Source organism: Streptomyces sp. NPDC086077 (genome assembly GCF_040686175.1).
Lineage (GTDB): Bacteria > Actinomycetota > Actinomycetes > Streptomycetales > Streptomycetaceae > Streptomyces.
In genome coordinates this window covers 1-22,975 of record NZ_JBFBJT010000085.1, presented here as the reverse complement: position 1 = coordinate 22,975, position 22,975 = coordinate 1, and the positions used below count along the sequence as shown (strand labels likewise).

The 22,975-nt window shown below is 70.2% G+C and carries 13 protein-coding genes and 3 pseudogenes; 10 read left to right on the top strand and 6 right to left on the bottom strand.

Annotated features, from left to right (window positions below):
- The first annotated feature begins 29 nt into the window (after positions 1-29).
- Positions 30-695 carry an SDR family NAD(P)-dependent oxidoreductase gene (locus AB0O67_RS23445; protein WP_365453162.1) on the top strand — a complete coding sequence of 222 codons (666 nt, stop codon included), beginning with the start codon at positions 30-32 and terminating at the stop codon, positions 693-695.
- A gap of 70 nt (positions 696-765) precedes the next feature.
- On the opposite strand, the pseudogene AB0O67_RS23440 reads toward AB0O67_RS23445, so the two are convergent.
- Positions 766-1,080, bottom strand: a pseudogene (locus tag AB0O67_RS23440) (mannose-binding protein); the annotation flags it as partial.
- A 39-nt stretch (positions 1,081-1,119) separates the two neighbouring features.
- Between AB0O67_RS23440 and AB0O67_RS23435 the strand changes: the two are divergent.
- Positions 1,120-1,497: pseudogene (locus AB0O67_RS23435) on the top strand (3'-5' exonuclease); the annotation flags it as partial.
- Positions 1,498-1,565: 68 nt separating this feature from the next.
- Here the strand turns inward: AB0O67_RS23435 and AB0O67_RS23430 are convergent.
- Complete coding sequence (locus AB0O67_RS23430; protein WP_361209664.1) at positions 1,566-1,763, bottom strand: DUF397 domain-containing protein; 198 nt, start codon at positions 1,761-1,763, stop codon at positions 1,566-1,568.
- Between the two features lie 32 nt (positions 1,764-1,795).
- On the opposite strand from AB0O67_RS23430, the pseudogene AB0O67_RS23425 reads away from it, so the two are divergent.
- The 5 genes and pseudogenes from AB0O67_RS23425 to AB0O67_RS23405 form a co-directional block, all read left to right on the top strand.
- Positions 1,796-1,912, top strand: a pseudogene (locus AB0O67_RS23425) (ATP-binding protein); the annotation flags it as partial.
- A 31-nt stretch (positions 1,913-1,943) separates the two neighbouring features.
- The gene (locus tag AB0O67_RS23420) at positions 1,944-3,557 is read left to right on the top strand and encodes a TIGR02677 family protein (protein WP_365453159.1); all 1,614 of its coding nucleotides are present in this window, start codon (positions 1,944-1,946) and stop codon (positions 3,555-3,557) included.
- Positions 3,554-4,807 carry a TIGR02678 family protein gene (locus tag AB0O67_RS23415; protein WP_365453156.1) on the top strand — a complete coding sequence of 418 codons (1,254 nt, stop codon included), beginning with the start codon at positions 3,554-3,556 and terminating at the stop codon, positions 4,805-4,807. The genes AB0O67_RS23420 and AB0O67_RS23415 overlap by 4 nt, the downstream gene beginning before the upstream one ends.
- An 8-nt stretch (positions 4,808-4,815) precedes the next feature.
- Positions 4,816-9,054: a TIGR02680 family protein gene (locus AB0O67_RS23410; RefSeq protein ID WP_365453153.1), complete on the top strand. Its 4,239-nt coding sequence runs from the start codon at positions 4,816-4,818 to the stop codon at positions 9,052-9,054.
- A 40-nt stretch (positions 9,055-9,094) separates the two neighbouring features.
- Positions 9,095-10,402, top strand: a complete 1,308-nt coding sequence (locus AB0O67_RS23405) for a TIGR02679 family protein (RefSeq protein WP_365453150.1) — start codon at positions 9,095-9,097, stop codon at positions 10,400-10,402.
- Between the two features lie 212 nt (positions 10,403-10,614).
- On the opposite strand, the gene AB0O67_RS23400 is transcribed toward AB0O67_RS23405, so the two are convergent.
- Together AB0O67_RS23400 and AB0O67_RS23395 are read right to left on the bottom strand one after the other, a co-directional pair.
- Positions 10,615-12,144: a UDP-N-acetylglucosamine 1-carboxyvinyltransferase gene (locus AB0O67_RS23400; protein ID WP_365453147.1), complete on the bottom strand. Its 1,530-nt coding sequence runs from the start codon at positions 12,142-12,144 to the stop codon at positions 10,615-10,617.
- 64 nt (positions 12,145-12,208) lie between these two features.
- A complete protein-coding gene (locus AB0O67_RS23395; RefSeq protein WP_365453144.1) occupies positions 12,209-12,406 on the bottom strand; it encodes a DUF4236 domain-containing protein in 198 nt (65 codons plus the stop codon).
- 328 nt (positions 12,407-12,734) lie between these two features.
- On the opposite strand from AB0O67_RS23395, the gene acnA reads away from it, so the two are divergent.
- Complete coding sequence (gene acnA, locus AB0O67_RS23390; RefSeq protein WP_365453189.1) at positions 12,735-15,452, top strand: aconitate hydratase AcnA; 2,718 nt, start codon at positions 12,735-12,737, stop codon at positions 15,450-15,452.
- Between the two features lie 79 nt (positions 15,453-15,531).
- Here acnA and sigJ read toward each other — a convergent pair whose 3' ends face one another.
- Together sigJ and AB0O67_RS23380 are read right to left on the bottom strand one after the other, a co-directional pair.
- Entirely contained in the window at positions 15,532-16,446 is a 915-nt protein-coding gene (gene sigJ / locus AB0O67_RS23385; RefSeq protein ID WP_365453141.1) for an RNA polymerase sigma factor SigJ, read from the bottom strand.
- 196 nt (positions 16,447-16,642) lie between these two features.
- Positions 16,643-20,389: a GH92 family glycosyl hydrolase gene (locus AB0O67_RS23380; protein WP_365453138.1), complete on the bottom strand. Its 3,747-nt coding sequence runs from the start codon at positions 20,387-20,389 to the stop codon at positions 16,643-16,645.
- Positions 20,390-20,806: 417 nt separating this feature from the next.
- Between AB0O67_RS23380 and ngcE the strand changes: the two genes are divergently transcribed.
- Both ngcE and AB0O67_RS23370 read left to right on the top strand, forming a co-directional pair.
- A complete protein-coding gene (gene ngcE, locus AB0O67_RS23375) occupies positions 20,807-22,252 on the top strand; it encodes an N-acetylglucosamine/diacetylchitobiose ABC transporter substrate-binding protein (RefSeq protein WP_365453135.1) in 1,446 nt (481 codons plus the stop codon).
- 110 nt (positions 22,253-22,362) lie between these two features.
- On the top strand, positions 22,363-22,975 hold a 613-nt coding region (locus AB0O67_RS23370), incomplete at its 3' end, for a sugar ABC transporter permease (protein ID WP_365453132.1).

Sequence of the window (22,975 nt, the reverse complement as noted above, 5' to 3'; positions counted from 1 at the left end):
TCGACTTCGTCACCCTGGGGAAACACACCATGACGACCATCGCCATCATCGGAGCAGGCCCCGGACTCGGGGCGGCCGTCGCCCGCAGGTTCGGCCGCGGGGGTCACTCCGTCGCCCTCGTCGCCCGCGACCAGGGCCGGCTCGACGCGCTCGCCGCCGACCTGTCCGACAAGGGGATCGTCGCGCGCGGCTTCGTCGCCGACGTACGCGACACCGAGGCCCTGCGGGCGGCACTGGACGCCGCGGACGCGATGCTCGGCACGGTCGAGATCCTCCAGTACAGCCCGGTCCCGCACCCGGACTTCATGCGGCCGGTCCTGGAGACCACCTCCGCGGACCTGCTCGGTCCGCTGGAGTTCTCCGTGCACGGCCCCGTCACGGCGGTCCGCCAGGTCCTGCCCGGCATGCGGGCACTGGGGCGCGGCACCGTCCTGTTCGTCAACGGCGGCACCGCGGTGGTCCCGCACCCCGACCGGGCGGGCACGTCGATCGCCTTCGCCGCCGAGAGCGCCTACGGCCATCTGCTGCACGACACGCTCGCCGCCGAGGGCATCCACGTCGGGCAGCTGGTCATCCCCGGCGCGATCATCGCCGGCCATCACCGCAAGGACCCGGCGGTGCTCGCGGACACGCTGTGGGGCATGCACACGGACCGGCACGGCTACCGGCACTTCGCCGACGACCTGGACGCCTGACGGGACCGCCGGGCGCGGCCACGGCCCCGCCCGGCGTCGGGGGTCTCGGCGAAGTCGTTCACGCCTACGGTCAGGTCGACCAGACGACCCTGCCGTTGTGCACGATGACCACCTTGCCGTCGGCCTGCAGGACCAGCTGTGCGCCGACGTTGCCGTGGCTCTGGGAGGCCCAGATGGGGCGGTCGTCGCCGTTGTGGACGACGAGGTTGCCGTCCTGCTGGAAGATCGCCCAGTGGTTGCTGCCGAAGGTCATGGACGCCCAGAGGGGCTTGTCGTCCTCGTCGTAGACGACGAGGTTCCCGTCGGTCTGCATGACCATGCGTACGCGGTTGGTGGTCCAGGCCTGGTTGACCTGCAGGACGCTGGTCGCGTAGACGGTCTCTGTGCTCTACGACTCGCCACCGGCGGAGCCGACGGGAAGGTCCGCGACCCCCGCGGGAACATCGCGGTGTGCGTCGCCGACCGCGAAGCCGTCAATCAGGTCATGTACTACTTGGCGACCGAGGCGGAGTTGACCGTCGCCGAACTCACCAAGGAGGGTGTGAAGGGAGACGGCGACATCCACGCCGGCACCATGCACCGCTTCGAGGGCCTCGAATACCAGAGGCTCGCCATCGTCGGTGCCCGCGACGGCGTCATCCCCCGGTCGTCCGTCGTCCAGCGCTACCGCGACACGGACCCCCGGCGCCTCGCCCGCGAGGAACCAAAAGCGCGGTCACTGCTGTTCGTCGCGGCCACTCGCGCCCGCGACACCCTGCGGATCAGCTGGTACGGCATGCCAAGTCCTTACCTGCCCAAGTAGGGGTGACGTGCGTGAGCCCTGTCGTCGTCCTCGATCGGGCGGCTGGGCTCACGCTTGACGTACGTCCGTCAGGCCTCTCCGACGAACCCTGCCCACGCCTCGCGTGACACACGGATGACGGGTCCGGCCATGACCTTGGAGTCCCGGATGTGCACGGTTCTCATGTCGGCCGCGACCTCGATGCAGTCGCCGCCCTCCGCTCCGCTGTAGCTGCTCTTGAACCAGGCGAGGCCGGAAGCGACGGCCGAGGACTCAGCGGTGTTCATAGCTCTCCCAGCAACCTCTCGACGAACTCAAGGGACTCCGAGGGCTGCTGCTGGTCGCGGGTCTCGCCACCCGCTGGGGCTGGCACCTCCGGCCGGGAGGTCCGGGCAAGACGGTCTGGGCGGAGTGCGTGTTCGCAACTCCCATGTGAGCTCGGGACCGCGGTGGAAGAATGTGGCGAGATGACCTCCAGCGACTACTCTCCGTTCGCCCACCTCACTGCCCCCAACGCTCCCCTCTACCGCCAGGTCATGCGCGCGTTCCTCGCCGCCAAGGAGCGGTTCGCGGTGCATCTGCGGCCGGAGGACGTGTACGCCGCCCTGGACGCGGGAAGCCGGCCCGCCGACCCGGACGCAGTGACGCAGGCGCTGGACAAGCTCGTGGAGTGGGGCAATCTGCGGGCCGACCCGGACCACGCGCGGGTGACGGCGGTCGAGGACTTCTACCGCAGGCGGTTCATCTACCAGCTCACCCGGGCCGGTGAGGCGGCCGAGGCGGCGCTGGGGACGTACGACGAGGTGCTGGGGCGGCGGGGCGAACTCCAGGCGGTCGCGCTGCACGACATCGTCACGCAACTGCGGGCGCTCCTGGTGATCGCTGCGGAGAAAGAGCCCGACCTTGCCAAGACATACGTCGCCCTGTCCGTGCTGACGGCGCGGTTCACCGACCTCGCCGACAACGCCCGCGCCTTCATGGGCTCGCTCCAGCGCACCATCGACCTGCACGACATCGAGGTCGAGGCGTTCCTCGCCTACAAGGACCGGCTTATCCAGTACCTGGAGCGGTTCATCCAGGACCTCATCACCCTCGGCGGGCGGATTGCCCTGCTCATCGGGGAGCTGGAGGAGCAGGAGCGGGTCGGTCCGCTGCTGCGGCTCGCCGCCGCCCGCGAGGCCGCCGACGCCGCTCCCGAGGACGCCGAGCGGGCGGAGGCGGTGGCGTACGAGCGGTGGGCGGCCCGGTGGTCCGGACTCGCCGAGTGGTTCGTGTCCGGGGAGGGGCGGGAGTCGCAGGCCAGGCTCCTGCGCGGGCGGGCGCTCCACTCGATCCCGCAGCTCCTGGCCGTCGTACGGCAGCTCAACGAGCGGCGGGCCGGACGCTCGGACCGCTCAGCCGACTTCCGCACCCTCGCGCGCTGGTTCGCCCAGGCCCCGGACGACGCGGCACGGCACCGGCTGTGGCGCGTGGCGTTCGGGTTGCACTCCTCCCGGCACCTCACCATCGACGCCGAAACCCTCGCCGAACGGACGGCCGCCCCTGAACCGGCCTCCACCCCGTGGAGCGAGGCGCGACCTCTGAGTATCAGCCCACAGTTGCGCCGCACCGGCAGTTATGAGAGGCGCGGCAAGCCGCGCCGGGTGGCCGACCGGAGAGAGGCGAAGCGCCGGCTCGCCAAGATCGCAGCCCGGCAGACGGAGGAGACCAGGCGGGCGCGGGACCGTCTCGTGACGGACGGACCGGTGCGGCTGTCCCGGCTCGGCGGACTCGACCCGCATGCCTTCCAGTTGTTCCTGCGGCTGCTCGGCGACGCGCTCGCCACCTGGCGGCCGGGCACCATCACCACAGTCGCCACCAGCGGGGACGGTTCGATGGAGATCCGGCTGACCGCCCTCAGCGACGGATCGACAGCCGAAGTGCGCACTCCCGACGGTGTGTTCAGCGGCCCCGATCACCTGATCGACATCGTCGATCTCACGGTGGGGCAGGGCGACCGCGCCGCCGCACCGCCATCGGCACCCGTTCCCCTCCCCGCCCCTCGACGGGACACCGCTGCCCAACTCACGGAGGACCGATGAGCGGCCCCCTGGCCGAGGTCCTCGACGGCCAGCGACAGGCCGACCTCCAGAAGGCAGCACGCGCCCTGCTGAAGAAGCCGCTGCTCACGGCCGACGGACCGTACGCAGACGAGTTCAAGCTGGTGCGCCGGCACACCGCCGAGCTGCGGGAGTGGTTCGAACGCAACGTCGGCTGGACGCTGCGCACGGACGCCGACGCCGCACGGCTGCGCAAGACGCCGGGCACCGTCACCGACGCCACACACCCGGCGCGCGAGGCCGCCCGCAGCGCCCTGCCCTTCACCCGCCGCCGCTACGTCCTGCTCTGCCTGGCCCTGGCCGCGCTGGAACGGGGCGAGTCTCAGGTGGCGCTCGGACGCCTCGCCGAGCAGGTCGTCCTGGCCGCCGCCGATCCTGAACTCGTCGCTGCCGGCATCACGTTCACTCTGGAGCGGCGCGACGAGCGCCTCGACCTCGCGGCCGTCGTCCGCCTGCTGCTGCGGCTCGGCGTGCTGCGGCGGGTCGCCGGCGACGAGGACGCCTACGTCAGCGGATCGGGCGACGTGCTGTACGACGTGCGGCGGCGCGTGCTGGCCGGGATGCCCGCGTCCCTGCGAGGTCCCTCCATGGTCGAGGCCGAGGGCTTCGAGGAGCGCCTGGTGGAGATGACCGCGTGGACCGTGCTCGACAGCGACGAGCTCAGGTTCCGGGCGGTCCGCTGGAAACTGACCCGCATCCTGCTGGACGACCCGGTGCTGTACTACGACGACCTGACCGACGACGAACTGGCCTACCTCACCCGGCAGCGCGGCTTCATCACCGCCCGCATCAACGAGCTGACGGGACTCGTCCCGGAGGCCCGGGCCGAGGGCATCGCCATGGTCGACCCGATGGACGACCTCACGGACGCGCGCATGCCGGAACAGGGCACCCACGGTCACATCACCCTGCTGCTGGCGGGGCACCTGGCCCGGGCGGACGGGCCCGTCGAACCGGCGGAACTGGCGGCACGCGTACGGGAACTGGCCGTGGAGCACGGCGGGTTCTGGTCCAAGTCGGCGAGGGAACCGGGAGCGGAGCCCGGACTCGTCGAGCGGGCGCTGGCCAGGCTGGTGGCGCTGGGACTCGCCGAGCGCACCGAAGGGGGCGTCGTAGCGCGGCCGGCCCTCGCGCGGTACGCGGTCGGCGAACCCGTGGTCAGGGAACCCGGACGGGCCCGCCGATCCGCCACGACCGAGCATCCCGTGCAGCCCGTGCAGGACGAAAGGTGAACCGCCCCGTGACCGCGCTCCCCGGCCCCCAGTCGCCCGGCACCGCGCTCCCGGCTCCCGCGCCCGGCCGGTGGCGGCCCTTGCGCATCGGACTCGTCGATCTCTTCCACTACGACGTCGAGGAGTTCTGGTTCCGCGACGGCCGGCTGCTGCTGCGCGGCAACAACGGCACCGGCAAGTCGAAGGTGCTCGCCCTCACCCTGCCGTTCCTCCTGGACGGCGACCTCTCCGCACGCCGCGTCGAACCCGACGGCGACCCGGGCAAGCGCATGGAGTGGAACCTGCTCCTGGGTGGTGCGCACCCCCATCCCGAACGGCTCGGCTACACCTGGATCGAGTTCGGACGACTCGACGACAGTTCGGGAGAGGCGCACTTCCGCACGCTGCTGTGCGGACTCAAGGCGGTCGCCGGACGTGGCATCGCCCGCCACTGGTTCGCGGTCACCGGCCAGCGGGTCGGCGCCGGCCTCGACCTGCTGGACGCGACCGGGACGGCACTGTCCCGGGACCGGCTCGCCGAGGCCGTCGGCGGCCACGGCATGGTGTACGACACGGCGAAGGCCTACCGCAGGGCCGTCGACGAAGCCCTGTTCGGGCTGGGGGAGCGGCGCTACGGCGCCCTCGTGGACCTCCTGATCCAGCTGCGCCAGCCCCAGCTGTCGAAGCGCCCCAGCGAGGCGGCCCTGTCCCGGGCACTGACCGAGGCTCTGCCGCCGATGGACCAGGCGGTCGTCGCCGACGCGGCGGAGGCGTTCCGGTCGTTGGACGAGGAGAAGGAGGAACTGCGGGCGGTCCGCGAGGCCGAACAGGCGTCCACGGCGTTCCTCGACCACTACCGCCGCTACGCCCGCCTCGCCTCCCGGCGCCGCGCCCGCCTGCCCCGCCGCGAACACGCCCGGTACGAGAACCTGCAACGGGAACTCGCCAGGGCACAGGCGGACCGAGACCGGGCCTCGGCGGAACGCGAGGAGGCCGCGGCGAGGGGCACCGCCCTCGACGAGCGGGCCGCACGGCTGGCCGCCCAGGACGCCACGCTGCGGTCCCAACCCGAGATGCGCGACGCCCGCGCGCTCGACCGGGCGGCGGACGACGCCTCCCGCACGGCGGCAGACTTGAAGCGGGCCGAGGCGGACCGGCGTACGGCGGCCGAGGCACACACCCGAGCCCTGGGCCGGCTCGCCACTGCGGACAACCGGCTCACAGCAGCCCGGGAGGCGTTGGACGGGATCCAGGACCGGGTGGCCGAGAGCGCAGTAGCCGCCCGGCTCGAGCTCCCCAGGACGGAGGGAGCCGCAGACGCGGTTCTGCGCCGGGAGGCGGACGAGGTGACCGCGAGCAGGCGGCGCGCCGTCGAGCACGTGGCGGAGCTCGTCACGCGGGCCGAGCAGGCCGAGGAGCGGCACCGTGCCGCTCGGCTGCGCGTCGATGAGGCCGACGAGGAGGTCGTGCACGGCGAGGAGCGGATGGCCGAGGCGGAGGAGGACGTCGCCCTGGCGGGGCGGGCCCTGGTCGAGGCCGTGCGGGAGCGTCTTTCCGGGTGCGTCGAGCTGCGGGTGTCCGGGCTGCCTGCGGTCCTGGACGCCGTACAGGACTGGGCGAGCTCTCTGGACGGCCCGCTGCCGGCCCATACGGCGGCGAGCGAGGCGCATCGCGCTGCCGCCTCCCGCCTGGCCGATAGGGCGGCCGGATTGGCCCACCACGAGGCGGCGACGGCGGAGCGGCTGCGGCAGGCGATGGAGGAAATGACCGCCCTCGAAACGGGTGGGGAGCGCGGCCCCGCGGCTCCCTCGACGCGCACACCTGGCGTGCGGGACCGGGGCCCCGGCGCTCCGCTGTGGCGGCTCGTCGACTTCCGACCGCACGTCACCGAGACCGACCGCGCGGGATTGGAAGCCGCGCTGGAGGCGTCGGGGCTCCTCGACGCCTGGGTGCGGCCGGACGGCTCTGCGGTCGCGGCGGACGGCCATGACGTCATGCTGGACCCGGTCGGGCTGCTCGGCGGGGCCGGCCTCGACCGCGCGCTGTGCCCGGAGGTCGACCCCGTGGACGCGGGGGCCGCCGCCGTGGGGGAGGAGACGGTCGCGCGCCTGCTCGCCTCGATCGGGCTGGCCGCGGGCGACGGTGACGGGTCCGGCGAGGTCTCCTGGGAGGCCGGTGGCCACGACACCTGGGTCTGCGCGGACGGGCGCTTCCGCGTCGGGGCGCTCACCGGAAGCTGGGCCAAGGACAGCGCCCAGTACGTGGGGGAAGGGGCACGGGAGCAGGCACGCCGCGTGCGCATCGGGGAACTGCGCGCCGAGATCGACGACGTGACGGCGGAGCGGGAACGACTGGCCGAGGAGTCACGCGCCGTGGCCGGGCGCCGTGCCGTGCTGGACGCCGAACTCGCCGAAGTGCCCGGCGACGACGACCTGCGGCACGCTCACGCACGCGTCACCGCCGCAGCCGAAGCGGTCCGTCGCGCCCGCGCCCGGCGGGACGAACGGGCCGCGGAGCTGGCTCCGGCGGCGGAGCGGGCCGATCGTGCGGCAGCCGAACTCGCCGACGTCGCGGCGGCCCTGAACCTCCCCGCCGACCACACGGCACTTGGCACCGTGCGCCAGGCGCTCGCCGACCACACCGCCCTCCTGGCCGCCCTGTGGCCCGCACTGCGCGAACGCGCGGAGGCCGAGCGCGCGGTGACCGGTGAGCGGGAGGAGACCAGCCGGGCCGAACTCCTCGTGTCCGAGCTCGCGGAGCGCGCCACGGAGGCGGCTCGGGTGGCCGCGGGGGCGGACGAACACCTCACGACGCTTCGCTCCACCGTCGGAGCGGCCGTCGCCGAGCTGCAGAGGCAACTGGAGGAGACGGCTGAGGCGACCCGGGTCTGCGAGCACGAGCAGCGGCAGGCCCGGGCGGAGCACGGTGACGCCGACCGGCGGGCCAGCCGCGCCGAGGGACGCATCGAGCGGCTCGCCGAGGACGTCACCGAGGCGACCGCCGCCCGTGAGGAAGCCGTTGCGGCGCTCCAGCGGTTCGCCGCGACGGGGCTGCTCGCCGTCGCGCTGCCCGACATCGACGTACCGGACGACGGCGGAGCGACGTGGGCGGCGACCCCCGCCGTCGTCCTAGCGCGGGCCGTGGAGTCCCGGCTCTCCTCGATCGATGACACCGACGCGGCCTGGGAGCGCGTGCAGAAGCGGCTGAGCGAGGAGTTCGGCCGGCTCCAGGACGCGCTGTCGCGGCACGGCCACACCGCTACCGCCCGCCCGAGCGAGGACGGCATGCGGGTCGACATCGTCTACCAGGGCCGGGAACGGGCCGTGCCCGAACTCGCCGAGGCACTGGCCGTGGAGGTCGCGGAACTGACCCGCATCCTGTCCGCACGCGAGCGCGAGATCCTCCAGACCCATCTGATCACCGAGGTCGCCGGGACGCTCCAGGAACTGATCGGGGCGGCCGAACGGCAGGTGGCCGCCATGAACAGGGAGCTGGAGGAGCGTCCGACCTCAACGGGCATGAAGCTGCGGCTGGTGTGGAGAGCGTCCCGCCGGGCCCCACAGGGACTGGCCCAGGCCCGGGAACGGCTGCGTCAGTCCGCTGACGCATGGTCGCCCGAGGACCGGGTCGCGGTCGGCGCGTTCCTCCAGGAGCAGATCGCCCACCGGCAGGCCGACGACAGCGCCGGCAGTTGGCTGGAGGACCTCACCGCAGCCCTCGACTACCGGTCCTGGCACGAGTTCGGCGTCGAACGCCACCAGCACGGCAAGTGGGTGCCGGCCACCGGACCTGCCTCGGGTGGGGAGCGGGTACTGGCCGCCTCTGTGCCCTTGTTCGCCGCCGCATCCTCGCACTACGCGAGTGCGGGTGGCGCGCACGCCCCGCGCCTGGTCACCTTGGACGAGGCGTTCGCCGGCGTCGACGACGACTCGCGCGCCAAGTGCCTCGGTCTGCTCCGCGCCTTCGACCTCGACGTCGTCATGACCAGCGAACGCGAATGGGCCTGCTACCCCCAAGTGCCGGGCATCGCCATCGCCCAGCTCTCCCGTGTCGACGACATCGACGCCGTACTGGTGACGCGATGGGAATGGGACGGCAGCGAACGGCGGCGCGGCACGGAGCCCGGTGCCCGGCCGGACGCGCTCGGGGCGGCTGCCCGTGCCTGTGACTCCGGCGAGGGGCTGGACGGGCCGGTGAGTCCTTTCGGCGAGCCAGGGCGGACCGCCGTCGTCGACAGCGCCGGCGGACAGGGGTCCCTGTGGACGTGACCATGCGGCAACCCTGCCCGACCGCGACGGAGGCCGGGCGATGACCGGACGCACGACACCGCCGGCCGCCACCGCGGACGCGGTGCCGACCGGACCGTCACCGGCAGAGGCCCGGACCGACGTCGATACCGAGCGCCTCGGACGTCTGCTCGGCGATCCCGGCCTTGCCTGGTTCGTGGACCGCGTGCGGCAGCGCATGGCCCGCGGCCGGCCGCTCACCGGCTCCGTCACCTTGTCCGGCCCCGATGACTCCCAACGGCGCGCCGCCGATCGCCTGCTGGGACGGGCACCACGATCCAGCGGCTCCCTCAGCATTCGCCTCGCCACCGTGGACGAGATCCTGCGTCGCTCCGGTGTCAGCCCCGGCGGACTGGCGACGGCCGTCGTCGCCCTCGCCGGCCCGGTCGTACTCCACGCCGAGACCCGGAACAGAGAGGAACGGGCCTGGGAGGATGCGTACGCCCCGCTCGGCACCCTCGACGCGGAGCTGGCCCACTGGGCCGAACGGATCCGCGGTGACGGTCTCGTACGACGCCTCGCCCGCACACCCGAGGCCGCGGCCCCCTTGGTGGAGGCCGCCGTGCGCGCGTTGCGTGCACTGCCCGCGTCACCCCCGACGTCGCGGGCGACGTTCGCGGCACAGAACCTCTCGGGCGCCCATGCCCTGGACGAGGGAACGCCGCTCGCCACTCTCGTCCTCTTCGGCATCCGTTGCCTCACCGGATTCCCCGACGGCTCCGGGGCGCAGTGGCGGCGGGAGGCATGGGCGTCGGCAGGCCTGCTCAAGGACGACCTGTCATCGACCGTCCTCACCCTCAACCTGCGCGGTACCCCAGCCCTCGACTGGATGGCCGACGCTGGGGAGCCTGCGGTGCTGACGCTCCGCTTCCTCACCGGTCGCGCACTGGTTGCCTCCGTTCCCACGACGGCAGCCGTTCACATCTGCGAGAACCCAGCCGTGCTGTCAGCCGCCGCCGACACTCTCGGCCCGGCGTGCCCTCCTATGGTGTGCCTTCAGGGGCAACCGTCGGCCGCCGCGCTCACGTTGCTGCGCGACCTGTCCATGCGGGGTGTCCGCCTTCTCTACCACGGCGATTTCGACTGGGGCGGTGTGCGCATCGCCGCAGCACTGACGCGAAGCGTCCCTTGGCGGCCGTGGCGCTACACGGCGGCGGATTACCGAGCAGCAGTGAACGCAGTGGCCGAAGCCCCGGATTTGACGGGCCCGCCCACTGCAACTCCCTGGGACCCGGCCCTGGCCGTCGCTCTCGCCGAGTGCGGTGTCCGGGTCGAGGAGGAAACGGTGCTGGACGACTTGATCATGGACCTTGGAACGGGGTCCCGCTGAGGCGTATCTCGAGAGTACGGCGGGCGCAGAGTCCGACGAGTACCGACTCACTCCCTCGTCATGCGACATCTTTCCGACGACGCGTCGTGTGGAGCGTGTCTCGCTCGAAAGCCTTCACGCCCGGCGAAAAGTCCCAGAGGCGCCTGCACGCCCCTCCCATCTTACATTCGTGCAGGTCAGGAGGGGCGCGGTGGTGATTTCTCTGAGAACCTTCAGATGTCCCGGAAGATCTCGATCTGCGCCCCGATCGAGTTGAGCCGCTCCGCCAGGTCCTCGTAGCCCCGGTTGATGACATAGACGTTGCGCAGCACCGACGTCCCCTCCGCCGCCATCATCGCCAGCAGCACGACCACCGCCGGTCGCAGCGCCGGCGGGCACATCATCTCGGCCGCGCGCCAGCGGGTCGGGCCCTCGACCAGGACCCGGTGCGGGTCGAGGAGCTGGAGCCGGCCGCCGAGGCGGTTCAGGTCCGTGAGGTAGATCGCCCGGTTGTCGTACACCCAGTCGTGGATGAGCGTCTTGCCCTGCGCGACCGCCGCGATCGCCGCGAAGAACGGGACGTTGTCGATGTTCAGGCCGGGGAACGGCATGGGGTGGATCTTGTCGATCGGCGCCTCCAGCTTGGAGGGTCGCACGGTCAGGTCCACCAGCCGCGTCCGGCCGTTGTCGGCGACGTACTCGGGCGTGCGGTCGTGGTCGAGGCCCATCTCCTCCAGGACCGCGAGCTCGATCTCAAGGAACTCGATCGGAACCCGGCGCACCGTCAGCTCCGACTCGGTGACCACCGCGGCGGCGACCAGACTCATCGCCTCGACCGGGTCCTCGGAGGGGGAGTAGTCCACGTCGACGTCGATGGTCGGCATGCCGTGCACCGTGAGCGTGGTGGTGCCGATGCCCTCGACCTTGACGCCGAGCGCCTCCAGGAAGAAGCAGAGGTCCTGGACCATGTAGTTGGAGGAGGCGTTGCGGATGACGGTCACACCGTCGTGGCGGGCGGCGGCGAGCAGCGCGTTCTCCGTCACCGTGTCGCCGCGCTCGGTCAGGACGATCGGGCGGTCCGGCCGCACGGACTGGTCGACGACGGCGTGGTATTGACCCTCCGTCGCCGTGATGTCCAGACCGAACCGGCGCAGCGCGATCATGTGTGGCTCGATGGTCCGCGTGCCGAGGTCGCAGCCGCCGGCGTACGGCAGCTTGAAGCGGTCCATGCGGTGCAGCAGCGGGCCGAGGAACATGATGATGGAGCGGGTGCGGCGGGCCGCCTCGGCGTCGATGGAGCCCAGGTCCAGATCGGCCGGCGGGACGATCTCCAGGTCGACGCCGTCGTTGATCCAGCGGGCGCGGACACCGATGGACCCGAGCACCTCCAGGAGGCGGTAGACCTCCTCGATGCGGGCGACCCGACGCAGCACCGTGCGCCCCTTGTTGAGCAGCGAGGCGCACAGCAGCGCCACGCACGCGTTCTTGCTCGTCTTCACGTCGATGGCCCCGGAGAGCCGGCGACCGCCGACCACCCTCAGATGCATCGGGCCCGCGTAGCCCAGAGAGACGATCTCACTGTCGAGAGCTTCACCGATTCGGGCGATCATCTCAAGGCTGATGTTCTGGTTGCCGCGCTCGATGCGATTGACCGCGCTCTGGCTGGTGCCGAGCGCCTCGGCAAGCTGCGACTGCGTCCAGCCCCGGTGCTGCCGGGCATCACGGATGAGCTTGCCGATGCGTACGAGGTAGTCGTCTGCCATGGGGTTGAGGCTATCTCAGATATGAGATGGCGCCTCCTGGGGGGTCCGCCCGGGTGACGGTTCGTCAACGCCGCCGCGCGGAACGGGTCCTGCGCCATCCGAAAGGTCCGGGCAAATCCACCGATGTCGTACGGCGTCCGGTGCTGCTGCGGGTGTGCCGCGGCCCGTTCCTGCCGCCCGTCGTGATGGACCAGGAGCGTCGGTTGATGTTCAGCCGCACCCCGGGCAGGATCTGGAAACTCTTGCGGAACGTGAGTGGCATCTGCGCCTCCATTCGGTGCTCGCCGGCCTCGCCGGCTCACCTTCGGTTACCCCGGCTTCGCGTACTGATGACCGAAAAGAGGGCACCGCGCGGGGCGGGCCGCCGCGGAGGGCGGGGCGAAGGAGATCACACCGGGTCCGGGCATGACCATCCAGCCCCTATGTACTAGAGTTATCTCGACATCGAGATATCTGCCGAGGCGCACCGCGGCTGCACGCCATCACCAGGGCAGTAAGGGTTACCTAACTTAGCCTTACCTTAGCGGATCGGCCAAGACGGCGTGGCGGCAGGATGCGGTGGTACGCGCACATGAATGAAGGAGACCGTCGTGTCGGCGAACAGCTTCGACGCCCGCAGCACGTTGCAGGTGGGCGACGAGTCGTACGAGATCTTCCGCCTGGACAAGGTGGAGGGCTCGGCCCGGCTCCCCTACAGCCTTAAGGTCCTGCTGGAGAACCTGCTCCGCACCGAGGACGGCGCGAACATCACCGCCGACCACATCCGCGCCCTCGGCGGCTGGGACTCGCAGGCCCAGCCGTCCCAGGAGATCCAGTTCACGCCGGCCCGCGTGATCATGCAGGACTTCACCGGCGTGCCCTGTGTCGTCGACCTCGCCACCATGCGTGAGGCCGTCAAGGAGCTCGGCGGCGACCCGGCGAAGATCAACCCGCTGGCCCCGGCCGAGCTGGTCATCGACCACTCCGTCATCGCCGACAAGTTCGGCACCAACGACGCCTTCAAGCAGAACGTCGACCTGGAGTACGGCCGCAACAAGGAGCGCTACCAGTTCCTGCGCTGGGGCCAGACCGCCTTCGACGAGTTCAAGGTCGTCCCGCCCGGCACCGGCATCGTCCACCAGGTGAACATCGAGCACCTGGCCCGCGTCGTCATGGTCCGCGACGGCAAGGCCTACCCCGACACCCTGGTCGGCACCGACTCGCACACCACCATGGTCAACGGCCTCGGCGTCCTCGGCTGGGGCGTCGGCGGCATCGAGGCCGAGGCCGCGATGCTCGGCCAGCCGGTCTCGATGCTCATCCCGCGCGTCGTCGGCTTCAAGCTCACCGGTGAGCTCAAGCCGGGCACCACCGCCACCGACCTCGTGCTGACCATCACCGAGATGCTCCGCAAGCACGGCGTCGTCGGCAAGTTCGTCGAGTTCTACGGCGAGGGCGTGGCCGCCACGAGCCTCGCCAACCGCGCCACCATCGGCAACATGTCGCCGGAGTTCGGCTCCACCGCCGCGATCTTCCCGATCGACGACGAGACCCTGAACTACCTGCGCCTGACCGGCCGCTCGGACCAGCAGGTCGCGCTCGTCGAGGCGTACGCCAAGCAGCAGGGCCTCTGGCTGGACCCGGCCGCCGAGCCGGACTTCTCCGAGAAGCTGGAGCTCGACCTCTCCACGGTCGTCCCCTCCATCGCCGGCCCGAAGCGCCCGCAGGACCGCATCGTCCTCGCCAACGCCGCCGAGCAGTTCAAGCAGGACGTGCGCAACTACGTCGACGCCGTGGACGAGGCGGGCCAGGAGTCCTTCCCGGCCTCCGACGCCCCGGCGGTCGCCCCGAACGGCGCCCCGTCCAACCCGGTCACCGTGACCGCCCCCGACGGCACGTCGTACGAGATCGACCACGGTGCGGTGACGGTCGCGGCCATCACCTCCTGCACCAACACCTCGAACCCGTACGTCATGGTCGCCGCCGCCCTGGTGGCCAAGAAGGCGGTGGAGAAGGGCCTGACCCGCAAGCCGTGGGTCAAGACCACCCTCGCCCCGGGCTCCAAGGTCGTCACCGACTACTTCGAGAAGGCGGGCCTGACCCCGTACCTCGACAAGGTGGGCTTCAACCTCGTCGGCTACGGCTGCACCACCTGCATCGGCAACTCCGGCCCGCTGCCGGAGGAGGTCTCCCAGGCCGTCAACGACCACGACCTCGCCGTCACCTCGGTCCTCTCCGGCAACCGGAACTTCGAGGGCCGCATCAACCCCGACGTCAAGATGAACTACCTGGCGTCCCCGCCGCTGGTCGTCGCCTACGCCCTCGCCGGCTCCATGAAGGTGGACATCACCAAGGACGCCCTGGGCACCGACCAGGACGGCAAGCCGGTCTACCTCGAGGACATCTGGCCGACCGAGGCCGAGGTCAACGACGTCGTCGCCCACGCCATCGGCGAGGACATGTTCGCCAAGTCCTACAGCGACGTCTTCGCGGGCGACGCCCAGTGGCAGGCGCTGCCGATCCCGACCGGCAACACCTTCGAGTGGGACGCCGAGTCCACCTACGTCCGCAAGCCCCCGTACTTCGAGGGCATGCAGATGGAGCCGGCCCCGGTCGAGGACATCGCCGGCGCCCGTGTGCTCGCCAAGCTGGGCGACTCCGTCACCACCGACCACATCTCCCCGGCCGGCGCCATCAAGGCCGACACCCCGGCCGGCCAGTACCTCACGGAGCACGGCGTCGAGCGCCGCGACTTCAACAGCTACGGCTCCCGCCGCGGCAACCACGAGGTCATGATCCGCGGCACGTTCGCCAACATCCGCCTGCGCAACCAGATCGCGCCGGGCACCGAGGGCGGCTACACCCGCGACTTCACGCAGGACGGCGCGCCGGTCGCCTTCATCTACGACGCCTCCCGCAACTACATCGAGCAGGGCATCCCCCTGGTAGTCCTCGCGGGCAAGGAGTACGGCTCCGGCTCGTCCCGCGACTGGGCGGCCAAGGGCACCGCGCTGCTCGGCGTCAAGGCCGTCATCGCCGAGTCGTACGAGCGCATCCACCGCTCGAACCTCATCGGCATGGGCGTCCTGCCGCTGCAGTTCCCGGAGGGCCAGTCCGCGGCCTCCCTCGGCCTGACCGGCGAGGAGACCTTCTCCTTCTCCGGCGTCACCGAGCTCAACGACGGCACCACGCCGCGCACGGTCAAGGTCACCACCGACACCGGCGTCGAGTTCGACGCGGTCGTCCGCATCGACACCCCCGGTGAGGCCGACTACTACCGCAACGGCGGCATCATGCAGTACGTGCTGCGCGGCCTGATCCGCAAGTAAGGCTCCAGGCTCGGCGACAAGGCCGCATCCCCGGGCAACGGGGGTGCGGCCCTTGTCGTGTCCGGTGTCCGGGGAACCGCTACGGGTGGCCGGTCAGCCGGTGGGCCGACTGCTCGTACGCCCGCAGCTTCTCGGGCGTCAGGACCCAGTAGGTCCCGTCGATACCGTCAGGGCCCACGGTGAGGCTCACGAGGGCGACGGTGACGCCGTCCTGGACCAGCAGCGCGCTGGGCATGCCGTTGGCCTCCACCACTCTGTACTCCGCCCGGGGGAAGAACCTCTTGGCGGAGCCGCAGATCATGGCCACCCGCTCGGCGCCCATGACCTTCATCCGGGCCACGCCGCGCATGCCGTTGCCGTCGGCGTAGGCGACCGCGTCGGCCGAGAGCACGCTCTCCAGCGCGGCGACGTCACCGTTGCGCGCGGCCGCGACGAAGGCGTCCAGCAGACGCCGGTGCTGTGCCGTGTCGACGGGGGCCCGGCGCTCGGCGGACAGGCGCTTACGGGCCCGGCTGACGATCTGACGCGTGTTGGCCTGGCTGAGGCGCAGCATGTTCGCGATCTCGTCGTAGGCGTAGTCGAACGCCTCCCGCAGCACGTAGGCGGCCCGCTCGACGGGGTTCAGCTTCTCCAGGACCAGCAGCATGGCCAGCTCCAGCGCCTCACCGCGCTCCGCGCCGACCTGCGGATCCACGCTGGTGTCCACGGGCTCCGGCAGCCACGGCCCCACGTAGGCCTCACGGCGGACCCGCGCCGACTGGGCCACGTTGATCGCCAGCCGGGTGGTGATCTTCGCCAGGAACGCGGCGGGCTCCAGCACCACACTACGGTCGGTGTCCTGCCAGCGCATCCACACGTCCTGCACCACGTCCTCGGCCTCGGAGGCACTGCCCAGGATGCGGTAGGCGATGCCGAACAGCCGGGGGCGCAGTTGCTCGAACGTCTCCGCCGCCGCCTTCAGCGCGTCGTCGCCTGGGGGCTGTCCCTGGTCCATGGTGCCGATGCCTCCGCTGTTCGACCGTCGTGCCCCCCGGCAGGCGTACCTTCCCCATGAGGAGGGTCGCTCCCTGTGATCCTACGGCGGCCACCTGGGGACAGGCGCGAGGGGGAAGCGGCGCCTCCCGCCAAGAACGACGCGGCGCCTCCCACGAAGAATCGCGCGGGAGGCGCCGCACCGGATCCCGGTGTTTTTACCGGCCGAGCAGTTCGACCTCCGAGAGCGTCGCCTCCCCACCGGTGAGGACCAGGCGGTACTTCACGTAGTCACCGGCCCGGGGCACGGAGAACGCCCGGGTCTGCCGGTCCCACCGGAAGGACTCGCCCGCGCGCACGTCCAGCGTCCGCCACTTCCTGCCGTCCGCCGAGCCCTGGAGCGTCCACCCGGTCGGGGCCTTCGCGTGGTCCGCGGACGTCAGCGTGTACTGAACGGCCTTCGCCCGCCCGGACACCGGCAGCTCCACGGACGTCACGCTCGCGTTCGTCGCCGAGGTGTTGTCGAAGAGGGCGCCCTCGCCCGTGGTCAGGTCCGTGCGAGGTGCCGGCACCTCGTCGTCCTGGGTGATGGAGACGGGTGCCGCGTTCCTGCCGGTGCCCCACTTGGACGGCTTCGGCCCCATGTCGAACTCCAGCACCCCGCCCTTGGCCAGCAGCGAGTGCGGAAGCGAAGTAGACGTCCAGCTGCGGCCGTTGACCTTGAGACCCTGCACGTAGACGTTCTTCGCGCTGTTTTTCGGCGCCTTGACCACCAGGTCCCGGCCGTTCTCCAGATGGACCGTGGCCTTGGTGAACAGCGGTGAGCCGACCGCGTAGTCGCCGCTGCCCATCACCAGCGGGTAGAAGCCGAGCGCGGAGAAGAGGAACCAGGCCGACTGCTCGCCGTTGTCCTCGTCACCGTGGTAGCCCTGGCCGATCTCGCTGCCGGTGTAGAGGCGGGACAGCACCTCGCGCACCTTCTCCTGCGCCTTCCACGGCCGGCCTGCCGCGTCGTACATGTAGATCGCGTGGTGGGCGACCTGGTTCGAGTGCCCGTACATGCCCATCCGGACGTCCCGGGCCTCCGTCATCTCATGGATGACACCGCCGTACGAGCCGACGAACTCGGGCGAGGCCGTCTCCGGCGTCGAGAAGTACTCGTCCAGCTTGTCGCCGAGCCCGCCGCGGCCGCCGTACAGGTTGGCGAGCCCCCGGCTGTCCTGCGGGGCGGTGAACGCGTAGCCCCAGCCGTTGGTCTCGGTGTAGTCGTGGCCCCAGACCCGCGGATCGTACTTCGAGGACTCCACCCGCCAGTCGCCCTGGGCGTCTCGGCCCTGGAAGAAGCCCGCCTCGGAGTCGAAGAGGTTCACATAGTCCTGGGCGCGGTTGAGGAAGTACTCCGACTCCTCCTTGTAGCGCTCCTCCCCGGTCTTCTCGTACAGCGTCCGGCCCATTCGCGCGATGCCGTAGTCGTTGAGGTAGCCCTCCAGCGCCCACGACAGGCCCTCGTGCGTCTCGGTGCTGGTGTAGCCGAGGAAGGGGGAGGTCGCCATGCCCTTGCGGCCCACGCCCGACGCCGGAGGCACGACCGTGGCGTTCTTCACCGCCGCGTCGTACGCCGCCTTCTCGTCGAAGTCGACGCCCTTGACGTATGCGTCCGCGAACGCGACGTCCGAGGAGGTGCCGGTCATCAGGTCCGCGTACCCCGGCGACGACCAGCGCGAGGTCCAGCCGCCGTCCTTGTACTGCTGCACGAAGCCGTCGACCATCTCACCCGCCTGGCGGGGCGTCAGCAGCGAGTACGCCGGCCAGGTCGTGCGGTAGGTGTCCCAGAAGCCGTTGTTGACGTACACCTTGCCGTCCACGATCTTCGCGCCGGTGTGGGTCGGGGTGTCCGGGCCCGTCATCGGCGAGAACGGGGAGGCGTACTTGTACGTGGAACCGACCTTCTCGAAGCCGGAGTTGGGGTACAGGTACAGCCGGTAGAGACTGGAGTACAGCGTGGTCAGCTGGTCCGGCGTCGCGCCCTCCACCTCGACCTTGCCGAGCAGCCGGTCCCACAGCCGCTGCGCCTTCGCCTTGACCGCCTCGAAGGAGGTGCCCTCCGGCATCTCCTGGCGCAGGTTGTCCTTGGCCTGGTCGACGCTGATCAGCGAGGTCGCCAGGCGCAGCGTGACCGTGCGGTCGGCGCCCGCGTCGAAGCGCAGGTAGCCCTTCACCCCGCTCGACGAGCCCTCCTTCACCGGCTTGTCGAAGGTGCCGTAGACGAAGAGCCGGGTCGCGCCGGTCGACAGGCCGGACTTCACGTCCGAGTAGCCGATCACGACGCCGGTTTCCTTGTCCAGGGTCAGGCCGGCCTGGTCGGTCACGTTGTCGAACAGGACGCTCGCGTCGGCGCCCGGGTAGGTGAACCGGAGCATCGCCGCGTGGTCGGTCGGCGTCATCTCGGCCTTCAGGCCGTTCTCGAAGCGCACTCCGTAGTAGTGCGGCCGCGCGACCTCGTTCTCGTGCCGGAAGGGCAGCGCACGCGCCGTACGGGCGCTGTCCGGGATGCCGGTCGCGGCGGACGGCATCACCTGGAAGGTCTGCCGGTCGCCCATCCAGGGGCTCGGCTCATGGCTGGCGCTGAACGCCTGGATCGTCGGCAGGTTGTCCGCGTTGTTCGCACGTGCGTAGTCGTACAACCAGCTGAGCGAACCCGCGTTGGTCACCGGCGTCCAGAAGTTGAAGCCATGCGGCACGGCGGTCGCGGGGAAGTTGTTGCCGCGCGAGAAGCCGCCGCTGGAGTTCGTGCCGCGCGTGGTGAGCGCGTAGTCCGACACGTGCGCCTTGGGCTTCTCCGGCGCCTTCACGGCCAGGGAGACGTCGTCCACCCAGCCGCGGAACTTCGCCGGGCCGGCGGGGGAGTCGTACGCCACCAGGATCCGGTCGACGGTCTTGCCCGCCGCCACCGAACCGATCCGTGACACGACGTTGTTCCACTGGTTGACGTAGAGCACCTTGGCCTCGCCCTGCGCGCGCGGGGTGAGCCCGAAGCCGTGCTGGTCCTTCGCCCCGAGGCCGCTGAGGTGGGTGCCGTCGGTGAAGGCGAGGTCGACGGAGACGTTGGTGGCGTCGTAGTCCAGGTCGCCGTCCGCCATCGAGGGGAAGATCCGGTACGAGAGCTCGGTGTCCCGGCCGACGGCCAGATCGACGTCGAAGATCTTGTTGTACGAGTAGGCGTGGCCCTGCGCGGTGTGCCGGCCGGCGTACCGCAGCGCCCGCTTGCCGGTGAACCCGGCGCCCGCCTTCGCGGTGGGCGAGCCGCTCGGACCGCGGTCGACCAGCGACAGCATGTCCTGCGGCACCGGCCCGTCACTGCCGCCCGTGGAGAACTGCACGTCCGCCAACTGCAGAATGGTTCCACCGTTGTTCTTGGTGATGTCCAGCCGGTAGTGCTGGAACTCGGCGGCGGCGGTTTCCGCTATGTCGTACGTCTTCGTCTGGAAACGCTCCGAGAAGGCCTCACCGGAGCGGGTGTCCAGGGTCTTCCAGTCCTTGCCGTCCGTGGAGCCCTGGAGCGTCCAGTCCGCCGGGTCGCGTTCGTCGTGGTCGTTGGCCGAGGTGAGGGCGTACCGGGCCAGTTTCACCGGCTCGTCCAGGTCGAACTCGACCCAGCCCGTGGGCGTGAACGTCAGCCATTTGGTGGTGGGCTCGGTGTCGACCAGGCTCTCCTTCACCTCGCCGGCACCGGCGTTCTCGCCGTTCGCCCGTACGTCGGTGACGTGGTCGGTCACATTGCCCGGAATGCCGCTGCTGTAGCCGCCGTCCACGCCGGCGGCCCGCTTGCTGCCGTCCGGCGCGGTGTCGACCGTGTTCAGCCAGTCCGGCGCCGGCTCCCCGGCCTCGAACGAGGACGTGAACTCCCGGTCGGCGGCGGGTGCCTCCGGCAGGGCGACGGCCACGCCCTGTGAACCGACGGCCATGACAAGGGCGGCCGCTGTCCCGACCGCCGTACTCCATCTGTGCCGAACTCTGTGGCGCATCCGCCAACCCACTCCCTGCGCGCTGTGGACAACGTTGTCAAAAACCGTGCGCAAGGACCAGTAGTGGCCCAAGTGGTCGATGCTGTCAAGGGTGTTGACTGAGTCGTTCCAGGCAGCATGTCGTGAATTTTTCCGGCAAGGAACCCGCCGGGGACTCATATTTCCGCGAGGTCTCAACTCGGAAAAGACCCATGGTGAACCTTGCATTCGATCTTGCTCCGCTGGCGGGAAGTGGACTATACCTGTCGGCGATTCACATGACGCGCACATCCCGCACGACCCTGCTTGACCCGACCGCGGTGCCGGGGAGGATCCGGTTCACCGCCTGAGTCCTGTTCAGAAGGCGAGGACTTGAGCATGGGATCCCCATCCGCAGAGAACTCCGGCGCCGAAGGTGTCGGCCGCCGCGCACTGATCAAACGGTCCGCCGCGCTCGGCCTGGTCTCCGTACCCGCGATGAGCTTCCTGTCCGCATGCGCCAGTGGTGGCGGGGGTGACGAATCGTCCGGCGACACCCAGGGCAAGACGTCGAAGGACAACCCCTTCGGCGTGAAGGAGGGCAGCAAGCTCGACGTCGTCATCTTCAAGGGCGGATATGGCGACGACTACGCGAAGGCCTGGGAGGCCGCGTTCCAGGAAAAATGGAGCGTCACCTCCACGCACACCGGGACCCAGGAGATCACCGGCAAGCTCCAGCCCCGCTTCAACGCGGGCAATCCGCCGGACATCGTGGACAACTCCGGCGCCCAGAAGATCAAAATCGATGTGCTGTACAAGAACGGCCAGCTGCTCGATCTCGCCGAGGTGCTGGACGCGCCGAGCGTGGACGACCCCGCGAAGAAGGTCCGCGACACCGTCATTCCCGGCACGCTGGACCCGGGCCTGCAGGGCGGCAAGGTCGTCGCCCTCAACTACATCTACACGGTGTGGGGCCTTTGGTACTCCGGCAAGCTCTTCAAGGAGAAGGGCTGGGAGGAGCCGAAGAGCTGGGACGACTTCCTCGCCGTCTGCAAGGACGCCAAGTCGCAGGGCATCGGCGGCCTCGCACACCAGGGCAAGTACCCGTACTACATCAACGTCGCCATCATGGACCTGATCGCCAAGAAGGGCGGTCTGGACGCCATGAAGGCGATCGACAACCTGGACCCGAAGGCGTTCGTCGGCTCCGACGCGGCGCAGGCCGCCGTCGAGGCCGTCTACGACGTCGTCGAGAAGGGCTATCTGATGCCCGGCACCAACGGGCTGACCCACACCGAGTCGCAGACCCGGTGGAACCAGTACAAGGCCGCGTTCATCACCAGCGGTTCCTGGCTGGAGAACGAGCAGCTGAAGCAGACGCCGTCGGACTTCGACATGAAGTTCCTGCCGATGCCGTTGCTGCCGGACAGCGTCATGCCGTTCGAGGCGATCCGCGCCGGCTCCGGTGAGCCGTTCATCATCCCGGCCAAGGCGAACAATCTGCCGGCGGCCAAGGAATTCATGCGGATGATGCTGTCCCGTGAGTGGTCGACGCTGTTCGCCAAGGAGGCGAACTCGCTGACCATCCTTCAGGACGGTGTCGACCCCAGCGTCCAGCTGCGGCCCGGTACGCAGTCCACGGTCGAGGCGTCCAAGGCGGCCGGGGACAACACTTTCCGTTTCCTGTACACCGAGTGGTACAGCGAGATGGACACCGCGATCCAGAACGCTTCCAATGAGCTCATGGCGCGGCGGATTCAGCCCAAGGAGTGGCTGAAGCGGGCGCAAGCCGCGGTGGACAAGGCGGCGAAGGATCCCGCGTCCAAGAACAACCGTCGGGAATAGTTCTCCGGGGAGTGCCGTAGGGGTGCGGAGGACTGCCGAGGGCGGGCCGTTTCCGGCTCGTCGCGCCGTCCACCGCGCCCCTTTGGATCGGGACAGCAGGGGCAGGTTTCATGCGTAAAGGGCAGTACCGGTTCGTCGCGGGGTTTCTCCTGGTTCCCGTGGTGCTTTATCTGACGTTCGTGATCTGGCCGTACATCCAGACGTTCGGGTACTCCCTGACCGACTGGAAGGGTCAGTCGCAGACCTTCGACTTCGTCGGTCTCGACAACTACAAGGCGCTGTTCCAGGACGACATCTTCATGGGTGCCATCTGGCACAACATCCTGTTCCTGGTCTTCATCCCGGTGATCACCATTCTGCTCGCGCTGTTCTTCGCCTTCATGCTCAACGCGGGCGGGCGCAGCCGGGCCGGCGGGGTCTCGGGCGTGGCCGGATCCAGGTTCTACAAGGTGGTGTACTTCTTCCCGCAGGTGCTGTCGCTGGCGATTCTCGCGGTGCTGTTCGGCGCCGTGTACCGCAGTGACAGCGGCGGTATGCTCAACGGCTTTCTGGTGAAGCTGGGCCTGGTCGACGCGAACAGTCCCGTCGAGTGGCTCAACGAGCCCGATTTCGTGCTGTGGGCGCTGATCCTGGTCGTGGTCTGGCACGGGGTCGGGTTCTATCTGGTGCTGTTCTCCGCCGCGATGCAGTCCATCCCGCGGGACATCTACGAGGCGGCGCTCA

Bases quoted from the DNA above. Each gene is read 5' to 3' on its own strand.
- AB0O67_RS23445 (WP_365453162.1), top strand. From the start codon at position 30: ATGACGACCATCGCCATCATCGGAGCAGGCCCCGGACTCGGGGCGGCC.
- AB0O67_RS23430 (WP_361209664.1), bottom strand. From the start codon at position 1,763: ATGAACACCGCTGAGTCCTCGGCCGTCGCTTCCGGCCTCGCCTGGTTC.
- AB0O67_RS23420 (WP_365453159.1), top strand. From the start codon at position 1,944: ATGACCTCCAGCGACTACTCTCCGTTCGCCCACCTCACTGCCCCCAAC.
- AB0O67_RS23415 (WP_365453156.1), top strand. From the start codon at position 3,554: ATGAGCGGCCCCCTGGCCGAGGTCCTCGACGGCCAGCGACAGGCCGAC.
- AB0O67_RS23405 (WP_365453150.1), top strand. From the start codon at position 9,095: ATGACCGGACGCACGACACCGCCGGCCGCCACCGCGGACGCGGTGCCG.
- AB0O67_RS23400 (WP_365453147.1), bottom strand. From the start codon at position 12,144: ATGGCAGACGACTACCTCGTACGCATCGGCAAGCTCATCCGTGATGCC.
- AB0O67_RS23395 (WP_365453144.1), bottom strand. From the start codon at position 12,406: ATGCCACTCACGTTCCGCAAGAGTTTCCAGATCCTGCCCGGGGTGCGG.
- sigJ (WP_365453141.1), bottom strand. From the start codon at position 16,446: ATGGACCAGGGACAGCCCCCAGGCGACGACGCGCTGAAGGCGGCGGCG.
- AB0O67_RS23380 (WP_365453138.1), bottom strand. From the start codon at position 20,389: ATGGCCGTCGGTTCACAGGGCGTGGCCGTCGCCCTGCCGGAGGCACCC.
- ngcE (WP_365453135.1), top strand. From the start codon at position 20,807: ATGGGATCCCCATCCGCAGAGAACTCCGGCGCCGAAGGTGTCGGCCGC.